Below are 15,129 nucleotides of genomic sequence, written 5' to 3' on the forward strand. Positions count from 1 at the left end.
CGACAGGGAGAAGTCCCCGCCCCGCTCCCCCGCCCCCGGGGCTCAGCCGACCCGGCCGGCTGAACCCAGTTCCCGAACCGGGCCGCCTATTCGCCCGACTTGGCCGAAGCCGAGGCCGAGGCCGAAGACGCCGCCGACTTCGCGGCCGTCTTCTTCGCCGTCGTCTTCTTCGCCGCCGTCTTGGCGGTCGTCGTCTTCGCCGCGGCCTTCTTCGCCGTCGTCGCCTTCTTGGCGGGGGCCTTCTTCGCCGGAGCCTTCTTCGCCGCCTTCTTCGCGGTCTTCTTGGCCGGCCCCTTCGCGCGCTTCTCCGCGAGCAGCTCGTAACCCCGCTCCGGGGTGATCGCCTCGACGCTGTCGTCGGTCCGCAGCGTCGCGTTCGTCTCGCCGTCCGTGACGTACGGGCCGAACCGCCCGTCCTTCACCACGACCGGGCGCTCGCTCACCGGGTCCGTACCCAGCTCCTTCAGCGGCGGCTTGGCCGCCGCCCGGCCCCGCTGCTTGGGCTGGGCGTAGATCGCCAGCGCCTCGTCCAGCGTGATGTTGAAGAGCTGGTCCTCGGTCTCCAGCGACCGCGAGTCCGTGCCCTTCTTCAGATACGGGCCGTACCGGCCGTTCTGCGCGGTGATCTCGACGCCCTCGGCGTCCGTGCCGACCACGCGCGGCAGCGACATCAGCTTGAGGGCGTCGGCGAGCGTGACCGTGTCCAGGGACATGGACTTGAAGAGCGAGGCGGTACGCGGCTTGACCGCGTTCTTGCCGGTCTTCGGGGTGCCGTCCGGCAGGATCTCGGTGACGTACGGTCCGTAACGGCCGTCCTTCGCCACGATCTGGTGGCCGCTCTCCGGGTCCGCGCCCAGCTCGAAGTCACCGCTCGGCTTGGCCAGCAGTTCCTCGGCGTACTCGACCGTCAGCTCGTCGGGCGCCAGGTCCTCCGGCACATCGGCGCGCTGGTGGCCCTCCTCGTCCTTCTCGCCGCGCTCGACATACGGGCCGTACCGCCCGACGCGCAGCATGATCCCGTCGCCGACGGGGAACGAGGAGATCTCCCGGGCGTCGATCGCGCCGAGGTCCGTGACCAGTTCCTTGAGGCCGCCGAGGTGGTCGCCGTCGCCGTTCCCGGCACCCGAGGCGACTCCCGCGTTGTCGTCGCCCTCGCCGAAGTAGAAGCGCCGCAGCCACGGCACGGCCTGGGCCTCACCCTGCGCGATGCGGTCGAGATCGTCCTCCATCTTGGCCGTGAAGTCGTAGTCGACCAGCCGGCCGAAGTGCGTCTCCAGCAGGTTGACCACGGCGAAGGAGAGGAAGGACGGGACGAGCGCCGTGCCCTTCTTGAACACATATCCGCGGTCGAGGATGGTGCCGATGATCGAGGCGTAGGTCGACGGGCGGCCGATCTCGCGCTCTTCCAACTCCTTGACCAGCGAGGCTTCGGTGTACCTGGCCGGCGGCTTCGTCGCGTGGCCGTCCACCGAGAGTTCCTCGGCGGAGAGGGCGTCGCCCTCCGCGACCTGCGGCAGCCGTCGCTCGCGGTCGTCCAGCTCCGCGTTCGGGTCGTCCGCGCCCTCGACGTACGCCTTCATGAAGCCGTGGAACGTGATCGTCTTGCCGGAGGCGGAGAATTCCGCGTCCCGGCCGTCGCTCGACCTGCCACCGATCTTGACGGTGACGCTGTTGCCGACCGCGTCCTTCATCTGCGAGGCGACGGTCCGCTTCCAGATCAGCTCGTAGAGCTTGAACTGATCGCCGGTCAGTCCGGTCTCGGCGGGGGTACGGAACCGGTCGCCCGAGGGACGGATCGCCTCGTGCGCCTCCTGCGCGTTCTTGACCTTGCCCGCGTACGTCCGCGGCCTGTCCGGCAGGTAGCTCGCCCCGTACAACTGCGTGACCTGCGCACGGGCCGCCGAGACAGCGGTGTCCGAGAGGGTCGTCGAGTCCGTACGCATATAGGTGATGAAGCCGTTCTCGTACAGCTTCTGCGCGACCTGCATCGTGGACTTCGCCCCGAAGCCCAGCTTGCGCGAGGCCTCCTGCTGGAGCGTCGTCGTACGGAAGGGGGCGTACGGCGAGCGGCGGTACGGCTTGGACTCGACCGAGCGTACGGAGAAGGAGGCGTTCTCCAGGGCGGCGGCGAGCGCCCGTGCGTTGGCCTCGTCCAGATGCAGCACCTGGTCGGACTTGAGCCGGCCGTCCGGACCGAAGTCACGGCCCTGGGCGACGCGCCGGCCGTCGACCGCGTTCAGCCGGGCGACCAGCGAGGACGGGTCGGAGGCGTCTCCGGCGCGGCCGGTGGAGAACGTGCCGGTCAGGTCCCAGTACTCGGCGGAGCGGAAGGCGATGCGCTCGCGTTCGCGCTCGACGACGAGGCGGGTGGCGACGGACTGGACACGGCCCGCCGAGAGGCCGCGCATGACCTTCTTCCACAGGACCGGCGAGACCTCGTAGCCGTAGAGCCGGTCGAGGATACGGCGGGTCTCCTGGGCGTCGACCATGCGCTTGTTCAGCTCGCGCGGATTGGCGACGGCGGCCCGGATCGCGTCCTTGGTGATCTCGTGGAAGACCATCCGGTGGACCGGGACCTTGGGCCTCAGGACTTCCTGGAGGTGCCACGCGATGGCCTCGCCCTCGCGGTCCTCATCGGTGGCGAGGTAGAGCTCGTCGGATTCGGCCAGCAGCTCCTTGAGCTTTCTGACCTGGGCCTTCTTATCGGCGTTGACGACGTAGATCGGCTGGAAGTCGTGCTCGACGTCCACGCCGAGGCGGCGCACCTCGCCGGTGTACTTCTCGGGCACCTCGGCGGCGCCGTTCGGGAGGTCGCGGATGTGCCCGACGCTCGCCTCGACGACATAGCCAGGGCCGAGGTAGCCCTTGATCGTCTTCGCCTTGGCAGGCGACTCGACGATGACGAGTCGGCGGCCGCCGTGTGCGGTCTCGCTGGTCGGGGACAACTTCGCTCTTCTCTCCGGTCGACGCTCGGTGGGCTCGTACGGCAGTACGGCAGTATGTCGTGGCGGGGCCCGGTACGGCCCCGCGGTGACGCTGCTTCGCTGCGGAGTGTGACGGTACAACCCGCCCCCGTGTCAAACGGCGAAAGCCCGCAACGGCCACTCGAACGGTAACCCGACTCCAGTCATTCCTGCCGCCCGGACCCCCGGGCTCGTCGCGTCGGAACGCGGAGGCGGTGACTCCGCCGGGGTACGCGGCGATGGTGCCGGATCAAGGGCCCTCGGCGTGTCCGGTGCAGGTCCGGCGGCCTGCCGGAGCCGCGTACGGGCCGTGCCGATCATGCCGGAGGTTCCCGCTCCGGCGTCCGGAAACCGGGTCCGGATACGTCGGAAATCCTCAGATACGACCGAAGCACCACACGCCGAGAGCGAGAAAGACCACGCCCGAGAGTGTCGCCAGCGTGATGGACGCCGCAGGCCGTACGCCGTGGGCCACCGGCGCGCGGTGCAGAACGCGCGCCCCCGTCCACAGCAGCAGCGCGGCGCCGAACAGCGTGAACGCCGTCCCCGCGAAGATCGCCGGCCCACTCTCCATGCCCGTACCCCGCTCGTTCCGTGGCACCCGCTGCGGGGCGCCGAGGTGTCAGTGGGCCGAGGCTGGCACCCCGGGGCGTCACCAGCGCGAATTCCGGGTGAACGCCGCGCGCGCTTTCACCCGCACGCCGAGGCCGCGCCCTCACCGCGGCGCCCTCACCACGGCACCGTCAGCGGGGCGCGGGCGCCGGTTCCAGGAATCCCTCCTCCACCAGCAGCCGGATCGCCTGCGGGGTACGGTCCCTGAGCAGCACCGGGTCCTCCCCCATCAGCCGGCCGATCGCGTCCAGGATCCGTCCCGCGCTCAGGGTCCCGTCACAGACCCCCGCGAAACCGGCCCCGACCGCGTCGACCTTCGTGGCCCGGCGCATACCGCGGTGCTGACGGAGCACCACATGCTCCGGGTCCTCCGCGCCCGGCAGCCCCACCTGCTCCTGGACCACCTCCGGCGCCAGTACGAAATGGCCGGCGAGGAGCGCCGCGTCGTCATGCGTCCGCAGATAGTCCTGGCGCTCGAAGTGGGCCCGTACGGTCTCGCCGAGCGGCTGCTCCACCGGATGCGGCCACTCCTCCACGACGACCGATTGCTCTCCGGCCCCCGTCTTCCTGAGCGTGATCCAGCCGAAGCCGACGGCCTTGGTCTTACGCGCCTCGAACTCGTCCAGCCACGCTTCGTACCGCGCGGTGTACTCCTCCGGGTCGGTCCTGTGGTCACCGCTGTCGCGCAGCCACAGCTCGGCGTACTGCGTCACGTCCTGGACCTCGCGCTGCACGATCCAGGCGTCGCAGCCGCGCGGCACCCACGAGCGCAGCCGCTGCTGCCACTCCTCCCCCTCCACGTGCTGCCAGTTGGCGAGAAAGTGCGCGAATCCGCCGTCGTTCAGCCGCTCCCCCGCCTGCTGGACGAGCGTGCGGCACAGATCGTCCCCGCCCATCCCGCCGTCGCGGTAGGTGAGCCGGGCTCCGGGCGAGATGACGAACGGCGGGTTCGAGACGATCAGGTCGTACGTCTCGTCCGCGACCGGCTCGAAGAGCGAGCCCTCGCGCAGCTCGGCGGCGGGGGCGCCGGAAAGGGCCAGCGTCAGCCGTGTGAAGCCGAGCGCCCGGGGGTTGAGGTCGGTGGCCGTGACGCGGGTGGCGTGCTGGGCGGCGTGCAGCGCCTGGATACCGGAGCCGGTGCCGAGATCGAGCGCGCTCCCGACCGGTGTACGCACGGTGATCCCGGCCAGGGTCGTCGAGGCGCCGCCGACGCCGAGCACCACCCCCTCGTCGTGGCCGCCCGCGCCCGAGGCGCCGCCGACCGCGCAGCCCAGGTCGGAGACGATGAACCAGTCCTGCCCCTCGGGCCCGCTGTACGGCCGTACGTCCACCGTCGCGTGGACGTCGTCCCCGTCCTGGGCGACCCAGCCGTCGGCGAGCGCCTCGTCCAGCGGCAGCGCGGCCGCCGCGCGCTCCCCCGAGACCGGCCGTTGGAGCAGGAAGAGCCGTACGAGCGTTTCGAGCGGGGTGTCGCCGGGGGTGGCGCGGAGCGCGGGCACGGTCTCGCTGCGGGCCAGCGCGGCATAGGCGGGTGCGCCGAGCAGATCGAGCAGGCCATCGGCGGTGAAGTCGGCGGCGAGCAGGGCCGCACGGAGTCGGGGCGAGTGGTCGGGCGCGGGAAGGCTGGTCGTACTCACCCCCACATTGTGGCGGCTGCCACTGACAACGGCCCGCGGCCCGGTCCCTCCGTTCGGGGGACCGGGCCGCGGGCCGCGTGCGACCGCGTTCCGGAGCGGCCTGAAGCGCCTGCGGGCGCCCGGGAGCGGACCGCACGCCTGCGGTGCGGTGCCGTGCGTGCCGCGGGGCTATGCCGCCGGGGAAGCGGCACCCCCGGCCGTCGACGGGGGCTTCTGGCAGCCGGCCTGCTTCGCCATCGCCTGGCCGACGTCGCCGGACTGGAGCTTCTGGAGCGCCTGGTCACCGCTCTTGCCGAGCTTGTCCAGCTCGTCCGCGACGCCCTTGAGGCCGTCGGCGAAGTCCGCCTGGTCCTTGGTGTCGAGCGCGTCGACCTTCGTCTTGAGGCCCGCGTACGCCGTCGCGGTGGCGTTGAGCTCCTTGACGGCCTCCTTCTGGGTCTTCTCGCCGTCCGCGGCGGGCGGGGCGCCCGCGCCGTCCACGGCGGAGCCCAGCGCCTTGTAGGCGTCGGAGATGGCCTGGAAGGCAGCCGAGTCGGCCTTCTGGACATCAGCGGGCTTGCTGCTGTCGGAGGTCGCCTGCTGGATGGAGGTGTTGGCGTCCGCGATCTTCGTCAGTTGAGGCTGGACCTGGTCACAGACCTTCTTGGCCCAGTCGTTCACTTTTTGTTCGCTGTCATCGCCACTGCAGCCGGACAGCGCCATGAGCAGCACCGCACCGCCGGACAGCGCGGCCACAAGCTTCTTGTTCACCGGATGGGTCCCTTCCAAGGCTCTCGGCCCCGGAACATACACGCCAAGTGGGCGACAACCGCGCGCCAAACGTCCGTTCAATACCCTATTGAAGCCATTTGCACCAAGAGAGAGACACCTCACGCCGGGCGTACGCCGCCCCTTGCGCGGCGCGAGCGGACGGGCGGCGCGTCACTCCGCGCCACCCGCCCGCTGCTGTGCGTTCCGCAGCCGTCAGGGGCCGTCAGCCGTCAGGGAGCCGTCACCGGGGCGGGCGACTTCTCGCTCCCGCGGCCGGAACCGCCTCCGCCGCCCTCACCCCCGCCGTCCACCGTGACCGAGCGCCGTTTGGAGACGTAGACCGCGCCGATGATGACGACGAGGGCGAGCCCCGCCACCAGCGTGCGGACGCCGGCGCTGGCGTCGGCTCCGTAACTGAACTGCACCACCGCCGGGGCGATGAGCAGCGCCACCAGGTTCATCACCTTCAGCAGCGGGTTGATGGCGGGACCCGCCGTGTCCTTGAACGGGTCTCCCACGGTGTCCCCGATGACCGTCGCGGCGTGGGCCTCACTGCCCTTGCCGCCGTGATGGCCGTCCTCGACGAGCTTCTTGGCGTTGTCCCAGGCACCGCCCGAGTTGGCGAGGAAGACGGCCATCAGCGTGCCCGTACCGATCGCGCCGGCCAGGAACGAGCCGAGCGCGCCCACGCCGAGCGAGAAGCCGACGGCGATGGGGGTCAGGACGGCGAGCAGTCCCGGGGTGGCCAGCTCGCGCAGCGCGTCCTTGGTGCAGATGTCGACCACCCGGCCGTACTCCGGTTTCTCGGTGTAATCCATGATCCCGGGGTGCTCGCGGAACTGCCTGCGCACCTCGTACACCACCGAACCGGCCGACCGCGAGACCGCGTTGATCGCCAGCCCCGAGAAGAGGAAGACGACCGCGGCGCCCAGGATCAGCCCGACCAGGTTGTTGGGCTGCGAGATGTCCAGACTGAGCGTCAGCTCGCCCGCCTTGGCCCCCACCTCCGCGACGGCCGTGGCGATGGCGTCCCGGTACGAGCCGAAGAGCGCCGACGCGGCCAGTACGGCCGTGGCGATGGCGATACCCTTCGTGATGGCCTTGGTGGTGTTCCCCACGGCGTCGAGGTCGGTGAGCACCTGCGCGCCCGCGCCCTCGACGTCGCCGGACATCTCGGCGATGCCCTGGGCGTTGTCGGAGACGGGCCCGAAGGTGTCCATGGCCACGATGACGCCGACGGTGGTGAGCAGCCCGGTGCCCGCCAGGGCCACCGCGAACAGGGCGAGCATGATCGACGTACCGCCGAGCAGGAACGCCCCGTAGACCGCGAGACCGATCAGCAGCGCCGTGTAGACCGCGGACTCCAGACCGATGGCCACACCCGCGAGCACGACGGTGGCGGGGCCGGTCAGGGCGGACTTGCCGATGTCCCTGACCGGGCGCCGGCCGGTCTCGGTGAAGTAGCCGGTGAGCTGCTGGATAAGGGCCGCCAGCACGATCCCGATGGCCACCGCGAGCAGGGCGAGCACCCTCGGGTCACCGCTGTGCGTCAGGATCGCCTGGTCCGTGACCCCCTCCAGCTCGGCGTACGTGGAGGGCAGGTAGACGAAGGACGCCACGGCCACCAGCGCGAGCGAGATCACCGCGGAGATGAAGAAGCCGCGGTTGATGGCGCTCATCCCGCTGCGATCGGAGCGGCGCGGGGCGACCGCGAAGATGCCGATCATCGCGGTGATCACCCCGATCGCGGGGACGATCAGCGGGAAGGCCAGCCCGAAGTCCCCGAACGCCGCCTTGCCGAGGATCAGCGCGGCGACGAGCGTCACCGCGTACGACTCGAACAGGTCCGCGGCCATGCCCGCGCAGTCGCCGACGTTGTCGCCCACGTTGTCGGCGATCGTCGCCGCGTTGCGCGGATCGTCCTCGGGGATCCCCTGCTCAACCTTGCCGACCAGGTCGGCGCCGACGTCGGCCGCCTTGGTGAAGATGCCGCCGCCGACTCGCATGAACATGGCGATCAGCGCGGCGCCGAGGCCGAAGCCCTCCAGCACCTTGGGGGCGTCTGCGGCGTAGACGAGGACCACGCAGGAGGCACCGAGCAGACCGAGGCCCACCGTGAACATGCCGACCACGCCACCCGTACGGAATGCGATCTTCATGGCTTTGTGCGAAACGGCCGTGAGATCTTTCTCCGGCTCGCCCTCCGCCGGTGTCGCCTCACGCGCGGCCGCCGCCACCCGCACATTACTGCGTACGGCGAGACGCATGCCGATGTAACCGGTGGCCGCCGAGAAAAGCGCACCCACCAGGAAGAACAACGAACGTCCCGCGCGTTGTGACCAGTTGTCGGCCGGCAACAACATCAACAGGAAGAACACCACGACGGCGAATACGCCGAGAGTGCGCAACTGCCGTGCCAGATAGGCATTCGCGCCTTCCTGAACCGCGGCCGCGATCTCCTTCATCGAGTCGGTGCCCTCGCCGGCCGCCAGCACTTGGCGCACCAGCAGCTGGGCAACGAACAGCGCCGCCAGCGCGACGACCGCGATGACGATCACGATGACGCGGTTGTCATCCGTGAGTATCGCCGCGGCGAGAGAAGTGGGGTGCTCGGACAGTTGTGGTTGGAAGTGCCCCGCCATTCGTCCTCCTTGACGCTCAGCGTTCAAGATGGACGGATTGTAGGGAGCGGAACACGATCAAAACAGAGCACGCCACATGCAATTGACCTTGACTTATCGAATGACCTTGGAAGGGGTAATGGGATAAGCGCGTTAATTGGTGATCGATAATCCGATGGAAAAGAGAAAGGCCCTGCTCAGCAGGGCCTTCCTGGAATGGATCACCGGCTCCCCGTTCGGCTGCCCGAAAGGGCCGGTGGCGGCGCCGTCAGGGCAGCGCGACGGCCGAGGCCGTCGGCCAGCTCATCCGGATGACGCCACCGTCGTCGCCCGAGGTGACTTCCACATCGTCGACGAGCCCGCTGATGACCGCGAGACCCATCTCGTCCTCGCCCTCGGCATCGCTCTCGTGGGAATCGGCCGACGCCGCGCCGTCGCGGGCTTCCCCGGCGGTACCGCCCGCCGTGACGCCGTCGCCGACCTCGATGGAGAAGGTTTTCTCCTCCTCGTTCAGCACGACTCTCACCGGAGCGGTGATGCCATGGCTGCGGTGCAGCCCGACCGCCCGGCTGCACGCTTCACCGACCGCGAGTCTGACCTCGTCCAACACAGCTTCATCGACGCCTGCCCGACGAGCCACGGCGGCCGCCACCAGACGGGCCGTTCTGACGTGTTCGGGCTGGGCGCTGAAGCGGAGTTCAACGGTGGCCATGCGATCCCCCTCGAACGTACGAGCGTGGAAACTCACGGGCGCGGGCGCCGGGCATCACGCCCGGTGCCTCTGCCCTCTCCTCCGGAAGACGCGGCCGACCTCAGTCGGTGGCCGCTACGGCCTCGTCGACCGTGGTGTGGATCGGGAACACCTTGGTCAGGCCGGTGATCCGGAAGATCTTGAGAATGCGCTCCTGGTTGCAGACCAGGCGCAGCGAGCCCTCATGGGCGCGCACACGCTTCAGGCCACCCACGAGCACGCCGAGACCGGTCGAGTCCAGGAAGTCCACGCCCTCCATGTCGACAACCAGGTGGTAGCTGCCGTCGTTCACCAACTCGACCAACTGCTCGCGCAGCTTGGGCGCGGTATACACATCAATCTCGCCACCGACCTCGACGACCGTACGGTCGCCACCAGGGCCGGACACATTGCGAGTCGACAGGGACAGGTCCACGGATCCTCCAGCACCTTGCTATCGAGCGGTCGCCCCTCGGGTCTCCCCGACGGAGCCAGGGGACGTATCGCCAGCCGCGATGGCATTCAATCACTTACCAGCAGTCATGCACGACGCCTTGAGACCATTGTCCGTCACGCCAGTGACACACTCGATGCCGATGGCCAGGAATCACCGCCCCAGTGGACCCCCCGAGAGCGGGGGCAACCGCCCCTCCCCCCGTACGGTCCTGGACCGGCTCGCCACGGGGGCGGGCCGTGCTGCGCGCATCACCCATACGGAGCACCTGCCCCCGCGTGCGGGGCGTCATGCAGTCTGGCCCGACCGCATCCGCCCGGAAGTGATCAACGCCATTCAGCGGGCCGGTATCGACCATCCGTGGGCCCACCAGGCGGCCGCCGCCGAGCACGCCCTGGACGGCGAGTCCGTCGTGATCGCCACCGGCACCGCCTCCGGCAAGTCCCTCGCGTATCTCGCCCCCGTACTGACCACCCTCCTCGACGGTTCCGAGGCGCCCAACGGCCGGGGGACGACCGCGCTCTATCTCGCCCCGACGAAGGCGCTCGCCGCCGACCAGCGGCGCGCCGTCAAGGCGCTCGCCGCCCCGCTCGGCAATCACGTGCGCCCCGCCGTCTACGACGGTGACACCCCCGTCGAGGAGCGGGAGTGGGTCCGGCAGTACGCCAACTACGTGCTGACCAATCCGGACATGCTGCACCGGGGGATACTCCCGTCCCACCCCCGCTGGGCCTCCTTCCTGCGCGCCCTGCGCTATGTCGTCATCGACGAGTGCCACACCTACCGCGGCGTCTTCGGCTCCCATGTGGCGCAGGTACTGCGCCGACTCCGCCGCGTATGCGCCCGTTACGGAGCGAATCCGGTCTTCCTTCTCGCCTCGGCGACGGCCGCGGAGCCGGCCCAGGCCGCCGGCCGGCTCACCGGTCTGCCCGTCCACGAGGTCGCCGACGACGCCTCACCGCGCGGCGAGCTGGTCTTCGCTCTCTGGGAGCCGCCGCTCACCGAGCTGCACGGCGAGAAGGGCGCCCCCGTCCGCCGTACGGCCACCGCCGAGACCGCCGACCTCCTCACCGACCTGACCGTCCAGGGCGTCCGTACGGTCGCCTTCGTACGCTCCCGGCGCGGCGCCGAACTCATCTCCGTGATCGCCCAGGAACGGCTGGCCGAGGTGGACCGCTCGCTGGCCCGCCGGGTCGCCGCCTACCGGGGCGGCTACCTCCCCGAGGAACGCCGCGCCCTGGAGAACGCCCTGCACTCCGGCGAACTGCTCGGCCTCGCCGCCACCACCGCCCTGGAGCTGGGCATCGACGTCTCGGGCCTGGACGCCGTCGTCATCGCCGGATATCCGGGCACCCGCGCCTCCCTGTGGCAGCAGGCGGGCCGGGCGGGCCGCTCCGGGCAGGGAGCGCTGGCCATCCTGGTCGCGCGGGACGATCCGCTGGACACCTTCCTCGTCCACCACCCCGAGGCGCTGTTCCGGCAGCCCGTCGAGTCCACCGTCCTCGACCCCGACAACCCGTATGTCCTCGCCCCCCATCTGTGCGCGGCGGCCGCGGAACTCCCGCTCACCGAAGCCGATCTGACGCTCTTCGGCCCCGCCGTACCCGACCTGCTCCCGCAGCTGGAGACCGCGGGCCTGCTGCGGCGCCGCAGCTCCGGCTGGTACTGGACCCGCCGCGAGCGGGCCGCCGACCTCGCCGACATCCGGGGCGAGGGCGGCAGTCCCGTCCAGATCGTCGAGGCGGGGACAGGACGGCTGCTGGGCACGGTCGACGAAGCCGCCTCCCACACCGCCGTCCACGACGGTGCCGTCCACCTCCACCAGGGCCGTACGTACCTGGTGAAACGGCTCGACCTGGCGGACTCGGTCGCCCTGGTCGAGGAGGCGAACCCGCCGTACTCCACCACCGCCCGCGACACCACCGCCATCTCCGTGCTCGAAACCGACACGGAGATCCCGTGGGGCGAGGGGCGCCTCTGCTACGGCTCCGTCGAAGTCACCAACCAGGTCGTCTCCTTCCTGCGCCGCCGGCTCATCACCGGCGAGGTACTGGGCGAGAGCAAACTCGACCTGCCGCCACGGACGCTCCGCACCCGGGCCGTGTGGTGGACGGTCACCGAGGACCAGCTCGACCGGGCGCGGGTCAATCCGGAGCAGCTGGGCGGCGCGCTGCACGCCGCCGAGCACGCCTCGATCGGGATGCTGCCGCTCTTCGCGACCTGCGACCGCTGGGACATCGGCGGGGTGTCCGTGCCCCTCCATCCGGACACACTGCTGCCCACGGTCTTCGTGTACGACGGCCATCCCGGCGGCGCGGGCTTCGCGGAGCGGGCCTTCCGGACAGCCCGTGAGTGGCTCACGGCCACCCGCGAGGCCATCGCCTCCTGCGAGTGCGACGCCGGCTGTCCGTCCTGCATCCAGTCCCCGAAGTGCGGCAACGGCAACGACCCCCTGCACAAACGAGGTGCCGTACGGCTGCTGACCGAGCTGCTCAGCACCGCGCCCGACGCGCGGGCGGAAACGGATCCCGTCGCGGACGTGGACGTGGTCGCGGACGCGTCCACCGTGGCCTAGTCCGCGAGACCCGGCACGGCGCCCGGCGGAGGTACGGGGAGCGGTGGTCCCGCCCGCGCCCTGACCGTCGGGGTGTACGGCCCGAAGGCCACCCGCGCCGTCACGTCCGCGATCTCAGCGCTCACCACGCACCGCACCACCTCCGATCCCTGTGCCGCCGCCACCTCGACCGCTCTGCGGCAGGCGTCCGCCGACCCGAGGAGCGCGTGGTCCGCCGCGGCGAGGGCCGCCAGATCGGCCGCCGCGCCCGCCCGGTGCCGGGTGACGACCGCCTGCCCCATGGCGAGCACCAGGGCGAAGACCGCGCACAGCGCGGTCGCCGCCACCGCCGCCCACACCGTCGCCGACCCACGGTCCCGGCTCTTTGCCCTGGCCCTGGCGGCCCCGTCCCTGGCGCGGTCCCCGGTCATGGCGCCGCTCCGGCCGTGTGCGGGCCCCCAGCGCCGTCTCTCACGGCCTGTAGAGGGTCCAGGGCGTCCACCGCGTCCTCCGCCGACGCGACGGCCTCGGCGGTGAGCGTAAGGGCCAGGGCGCCCGGTCCAGGCGTCGGCGCCTCCACCCGCACCCGCCACAGATCGCCTGTACGGCCCAGAGTGACCCTGGCGCCCGCCGGGGCGGCCGAACGGGCGGCGGCCACCGCCGCGGCCCGTGGCTCGGCTCTGGCGGCCGCTCTCGCCCCCGCCCTCGCCGCGTCAACACACCGGATCTGCGCGGAGGCCGCCATCAGAGCCCAGACGAGGGCCAGGGCGAACACGGCCAGCGCCGGTACCGCCATCGCCGCCTCCGCCGTCACGAACCCCCGGTCGCCGTGACGGACCGGGCGACGGCCCCTCCCGTGACGGATGTGGCGACGGCCCCGGGCCGGGTGCGTACGGGCCGTCTCAGAACTGCGCATTGAGCGCCCTCCCGATCAACGACTGCAAGGCGCCCACCACGGGCCCGCTCGTGACCACCTTGTAGAGCATCGCCGCGAGCGCGCAGGCGGCGATCGTCCCCACCGCGTACTCGGACGTGGTCATCCCGGCGTCGGCCCGCGCCCCGCGCAGCCATACCCGCCGCATTCGTCGGATCCTCATCCACATGTCATCTCCCCGTAGAAGCCGTAGAAAGTTGGTCAGTTTCCGTTCAGCAGCCCGCTCGCCAGGCCGATGACCACCGGCGCCACCCCCACCGCCAGGAAGGCGGGGAGGAAGCACAGCCCCACCGGGGCCGTGATCAGCACCTGGGCCCGCTGGGCTCTGGCCACCGCAGTCCGGGCTCGTTCCGCCCGGAAGCCCGCGGCCAGCCGGGACACCGGCTCGGCGGCCGGCGCTCCCGTCGATCCCGCCCGTTCGAGACAGCGGGCCAGACCCGCCGCGCCCGGTATCTCCCCGAACCGCCCCCACGCCTCGGCCGGTTCGCCGCCGAGCCGCAACTCCGCGGCCGTCCGTGCCAGCCGGTCGCCGACGGGGCCGCCCAGCGACTCCCCGACCGCCTCCGCCGCCTCGCGCGGCCCCGCCCCGGCCGCGACGCAGGCGGCCAGCAGATCCGCGGCGAGCGGGAGCTGACGGGCCGCCTCATCGGTACCGGCATGGTCGTCCGGCTTTCTCGTACGCGACCACCGGCGGACGCCGTAGGCCCCGGCGAGCCCGACCAGCCAGCCGGCCACCCCGCCGACCATGACCCAGCCGAAGATCACCGCGACGCCCGGCGGACCCCAGCGCCGCGCCCACACCGCAGCCGCCCGGGGCTGTGGCCGCCGCCGTCCGTACGCGACCGCCAGCAGGGCCACGAACCGCGCCCGCGCCCGCCGTTCACGCCGCCCGGCCTCCACGGCAAAGGCGAGAGACATCAAGGCCAGATACACCAGGGCCACAGATCCGGTCGCGGTGAGCGCCGGGACGACCGCCCACAGCCTGTGGGTGAACTCCCCCGTCACGGGGCCTCCCCGGTCCGTACGATCCGGGCGGCCCACCACAGGCCCACGCCCTCCAGCAGACAGCCCACCAGCAGACAGCCGAGCCCGGCCGGGGTATGCAGCAGGACACGCAGCGGATCCGCGCCCAGGGCCCAGCCCAGCGCCAGGCCCACCACGGGAAGCAGCGCCAGCACCACGACTGTCGCCCAGGCGCCCGCCAACTGGGCTCGCAACCCTTCCCGCTGTTCTCTCTCCGCCCGCAGCGCCGCGTCCAGACGATCCAGCCCCCCGGCGAGCCCCGCCCCGCCGTCCACAGCCACCCGCCAGCAGGCCGCGAGCCCGACGAGGCCGTCCGCTCCCGGCTCACGCGCCGCCTTCCGCAGGGCGTCGGGGACGTCACCGCCGAACCGCGCGGCCGCCAGCACGGCGCCCTCCGCGCTTCCCAGGCCACCGGTCGATCCCGCGGCGGCCAGCAGGGCCTGGGTGGGCTGCAGACCGGCTCGCAGTTCGCCCGCGGCCGTGCCGCACAGCGCGACGATCCTGTCGGCCCGCCGCTCACGCGCCTCACTCCGCTCCCTGGCGCGCAGCCACCGTCCCACCAGCGGCACCGCGAGCGCGCCGCCGAGCAGCGGCAGCACCGACTCGCCCACCAGCGCGAGCAGCACCGCGGGTGCCAGGCAGAGCCACTTGCCGCGCAGCCGTCGCGCCCGCTCGTGGGCCCGCGGAAGCCATCGCTCCCACGGCGGCGCCCCCGGCACCGAGGCGACGGACGAGCCCGGGGCCGCGAGCAGCCGTCTGGCCCGGCGCAAGCCCCGCTCCTGGCCGACGGCCAGCCGGACCGCTCCCCCGGCGAACAGCACGGCCGCGAAAGCGGTGACATACATCGTCAG

The 15,129-nt window shown here is 71.6% G+C and carries 13 protein-coding genes; 1 reads left to right on the top strand and 12 read right to left on the bottom strand.

What is annotated here, in order from left to right:
• Positions 1-86 precede the first annotated feature (86 nt).
• The 7 genes from topA to CU044_RS02165 form a co-directional block, all read right to left on the bottom strand.
• The gene (gene topA / locus CU044_RS02135) at positions 87-2,945 is read right to left on the bottom strand and encodes a type I DNA topoisomerase (protein WP_129766713.1); all 2,859 of its coding nucleotides are present in this window, start codon (positions 2,943-2,945) and stop codon (positions 87-89) included.
• Positions 2,946-3,339: 394 nt separating this feature from the next.
• On the bottom strand, positions 3,340-3,537 hold the full coding sequence (locus CU044_RS02140) for a hypothetical protein (protein WP_129766714.1): 198 nt from the start codon (positions 3,535-3,537) through the stop codon (positions 3,340-3,342).
• Positions 3,538-3,706: 169 nt separating this feature from the next.
• On the bottom strand, positions 3,707-5,212 hold the full coding sequence (locus CU044_RS02145) for a methyltransferase (protein WP_129766715.1): 1,506 nt from the start codon (positions 5,210-5,212) through the stop codon (positions 3,707-3,709).
• 168 nt (positions 5,213-5,380) lie between these two features.
• Complete coding sequence (locus CU044_RS02150) at positions 5,381-5,962, bottom strand: small secreted protein (protein ID WP_129766716.1); 582 nt, start codon at positions 5,960-5,962, stop codon at positions 5,381-5,383.
• A 230-nt stretch (positions 5,963-6,192) separates the two neighbouring features.
• Positions 6,193-8,604 (bottom strand): sodium-translocating pyrophosphatase, encoded by a 2,412-nt coding sequence (locus tag CU044_RS02155; RefSeq protein ID WP_129766717.1) that lies wholly within the window; start codon positions 8,602-8,604, stop codon positions 6,193-6,195.
• A gap of 247 nt (positions 8,605-8,851) precedes the next feature.
• Positions 8,852-9,295 (bottom strand): ATP-binding protein, encoded by a 444-nt coding sequence (locus CU044_RS02160; RefSeq protein WP_129766718.1) that lies wholly within the window; start codon positions 9,293-9,295, stop codon positions 8,852-8,854.
• 100 nt (positions 9,296-9,395) lie between these two features.
• A complete protein-coding gene (locus tag CU044_RS02165) occupies positions 9,396-9,749 on the bottom strand; it encodes an STAS domain-containing protein (protein WP_003967428.1) in 354 nt (117 codons plus the stop codon).
• 79 nt (positions 9,750-9,828) lie between these two features.
• Between CU044_RS02165 and CU044_RS02170 the strand changes: the two genes are divergently transcribed.
• Complete coding sequence (locus tag CU044_RS02170) at positions 9,829-12,342, top strand: DEAD/DEAH box helicase (RefSeq protein ID WP_129766719.1); 2,514 nt, start codon at positions 9,829-9,831, stop codon at positions 12,340-12,342.
• On the opposite strand, the gene CU044_RS02175 is transcribed toward CU044_RS02170, so the two are convergent.
• From CU044_RS02175 to CU044_RS02195, 5 genes are all read right to left on the bottom strand, one after another.
• Positions 12,339-12,752 (bottom strand): Rv3654c family TadE-like protein, encoded by a 414-nt coding sequence (locus tag CU044_RS02175; protein WP_129766720.1) that lies wholly within the window; start codon positions 12,750-12,752, stop codon positions 12,339-12,341. The genes CU044_RS02170 and CU044_RS02175 overlap by 4 nt on opposite strands.
• Positions 12,749-13,117, bottom strand: a complete 369-nt coding sequence (locus CU044_RS02180; protein WP_240045285.1) for a TadE family type IV pilus minor pilin — start codon at positions 13,115-13,117, stop codon at positions 12,749-12,751. The genes CU044_RS02175 and CU044_RS02180 overlap by 4 nt, the downstream gene beginning before the upstream one ends.
• 106 nt (positions 13,118-13,223) lie before the next feature.
• Positions 13,224-13,424, bottom strand: coding sequence for a DUF4244 domain-containing protein (locus CU044_RS02185; protein ID WP_129766721.1), 201 nt, complete (start codon positions 13,422-13,424; stop codon positions 13,224-13,226).
• A gap of 32 nt (positions 13,425-13,456) precedes the next feature.
• Entirely contained in the window at positions 13,457-14,173 is a 717-nt protein-coding gene (locus CU044_RS02190; RefSeq protein WP_129766787.1) for a type II secretion system F family protein, read from the bottom strand.
• 83 nt (positions 14,174-14,256) lie between these two features.
• The gene (locus CU044_RS02195; RefSeq protein WP_129766786.1) at positions 14,257-15,123 is read right to left on the bottom strand and encodes a type II secretion system F family protein; all 867 of its coding nucleotides are present in this window, start codon (positions 15,121-15,123) and stop codon (positions 14,257-14,259) included.
• Positions 15,124-15,129 lie beyond the last annotated feature (6 nt).

This window comes from Streptomyces sp. L-9-10, from assembly GCF_004151105.1.
Taxonomy (GTDB): Bacteria; Actinomycetota; Actinomycetes; order Streptomycetales; family Streptomycetaceae; genus Streptomyces.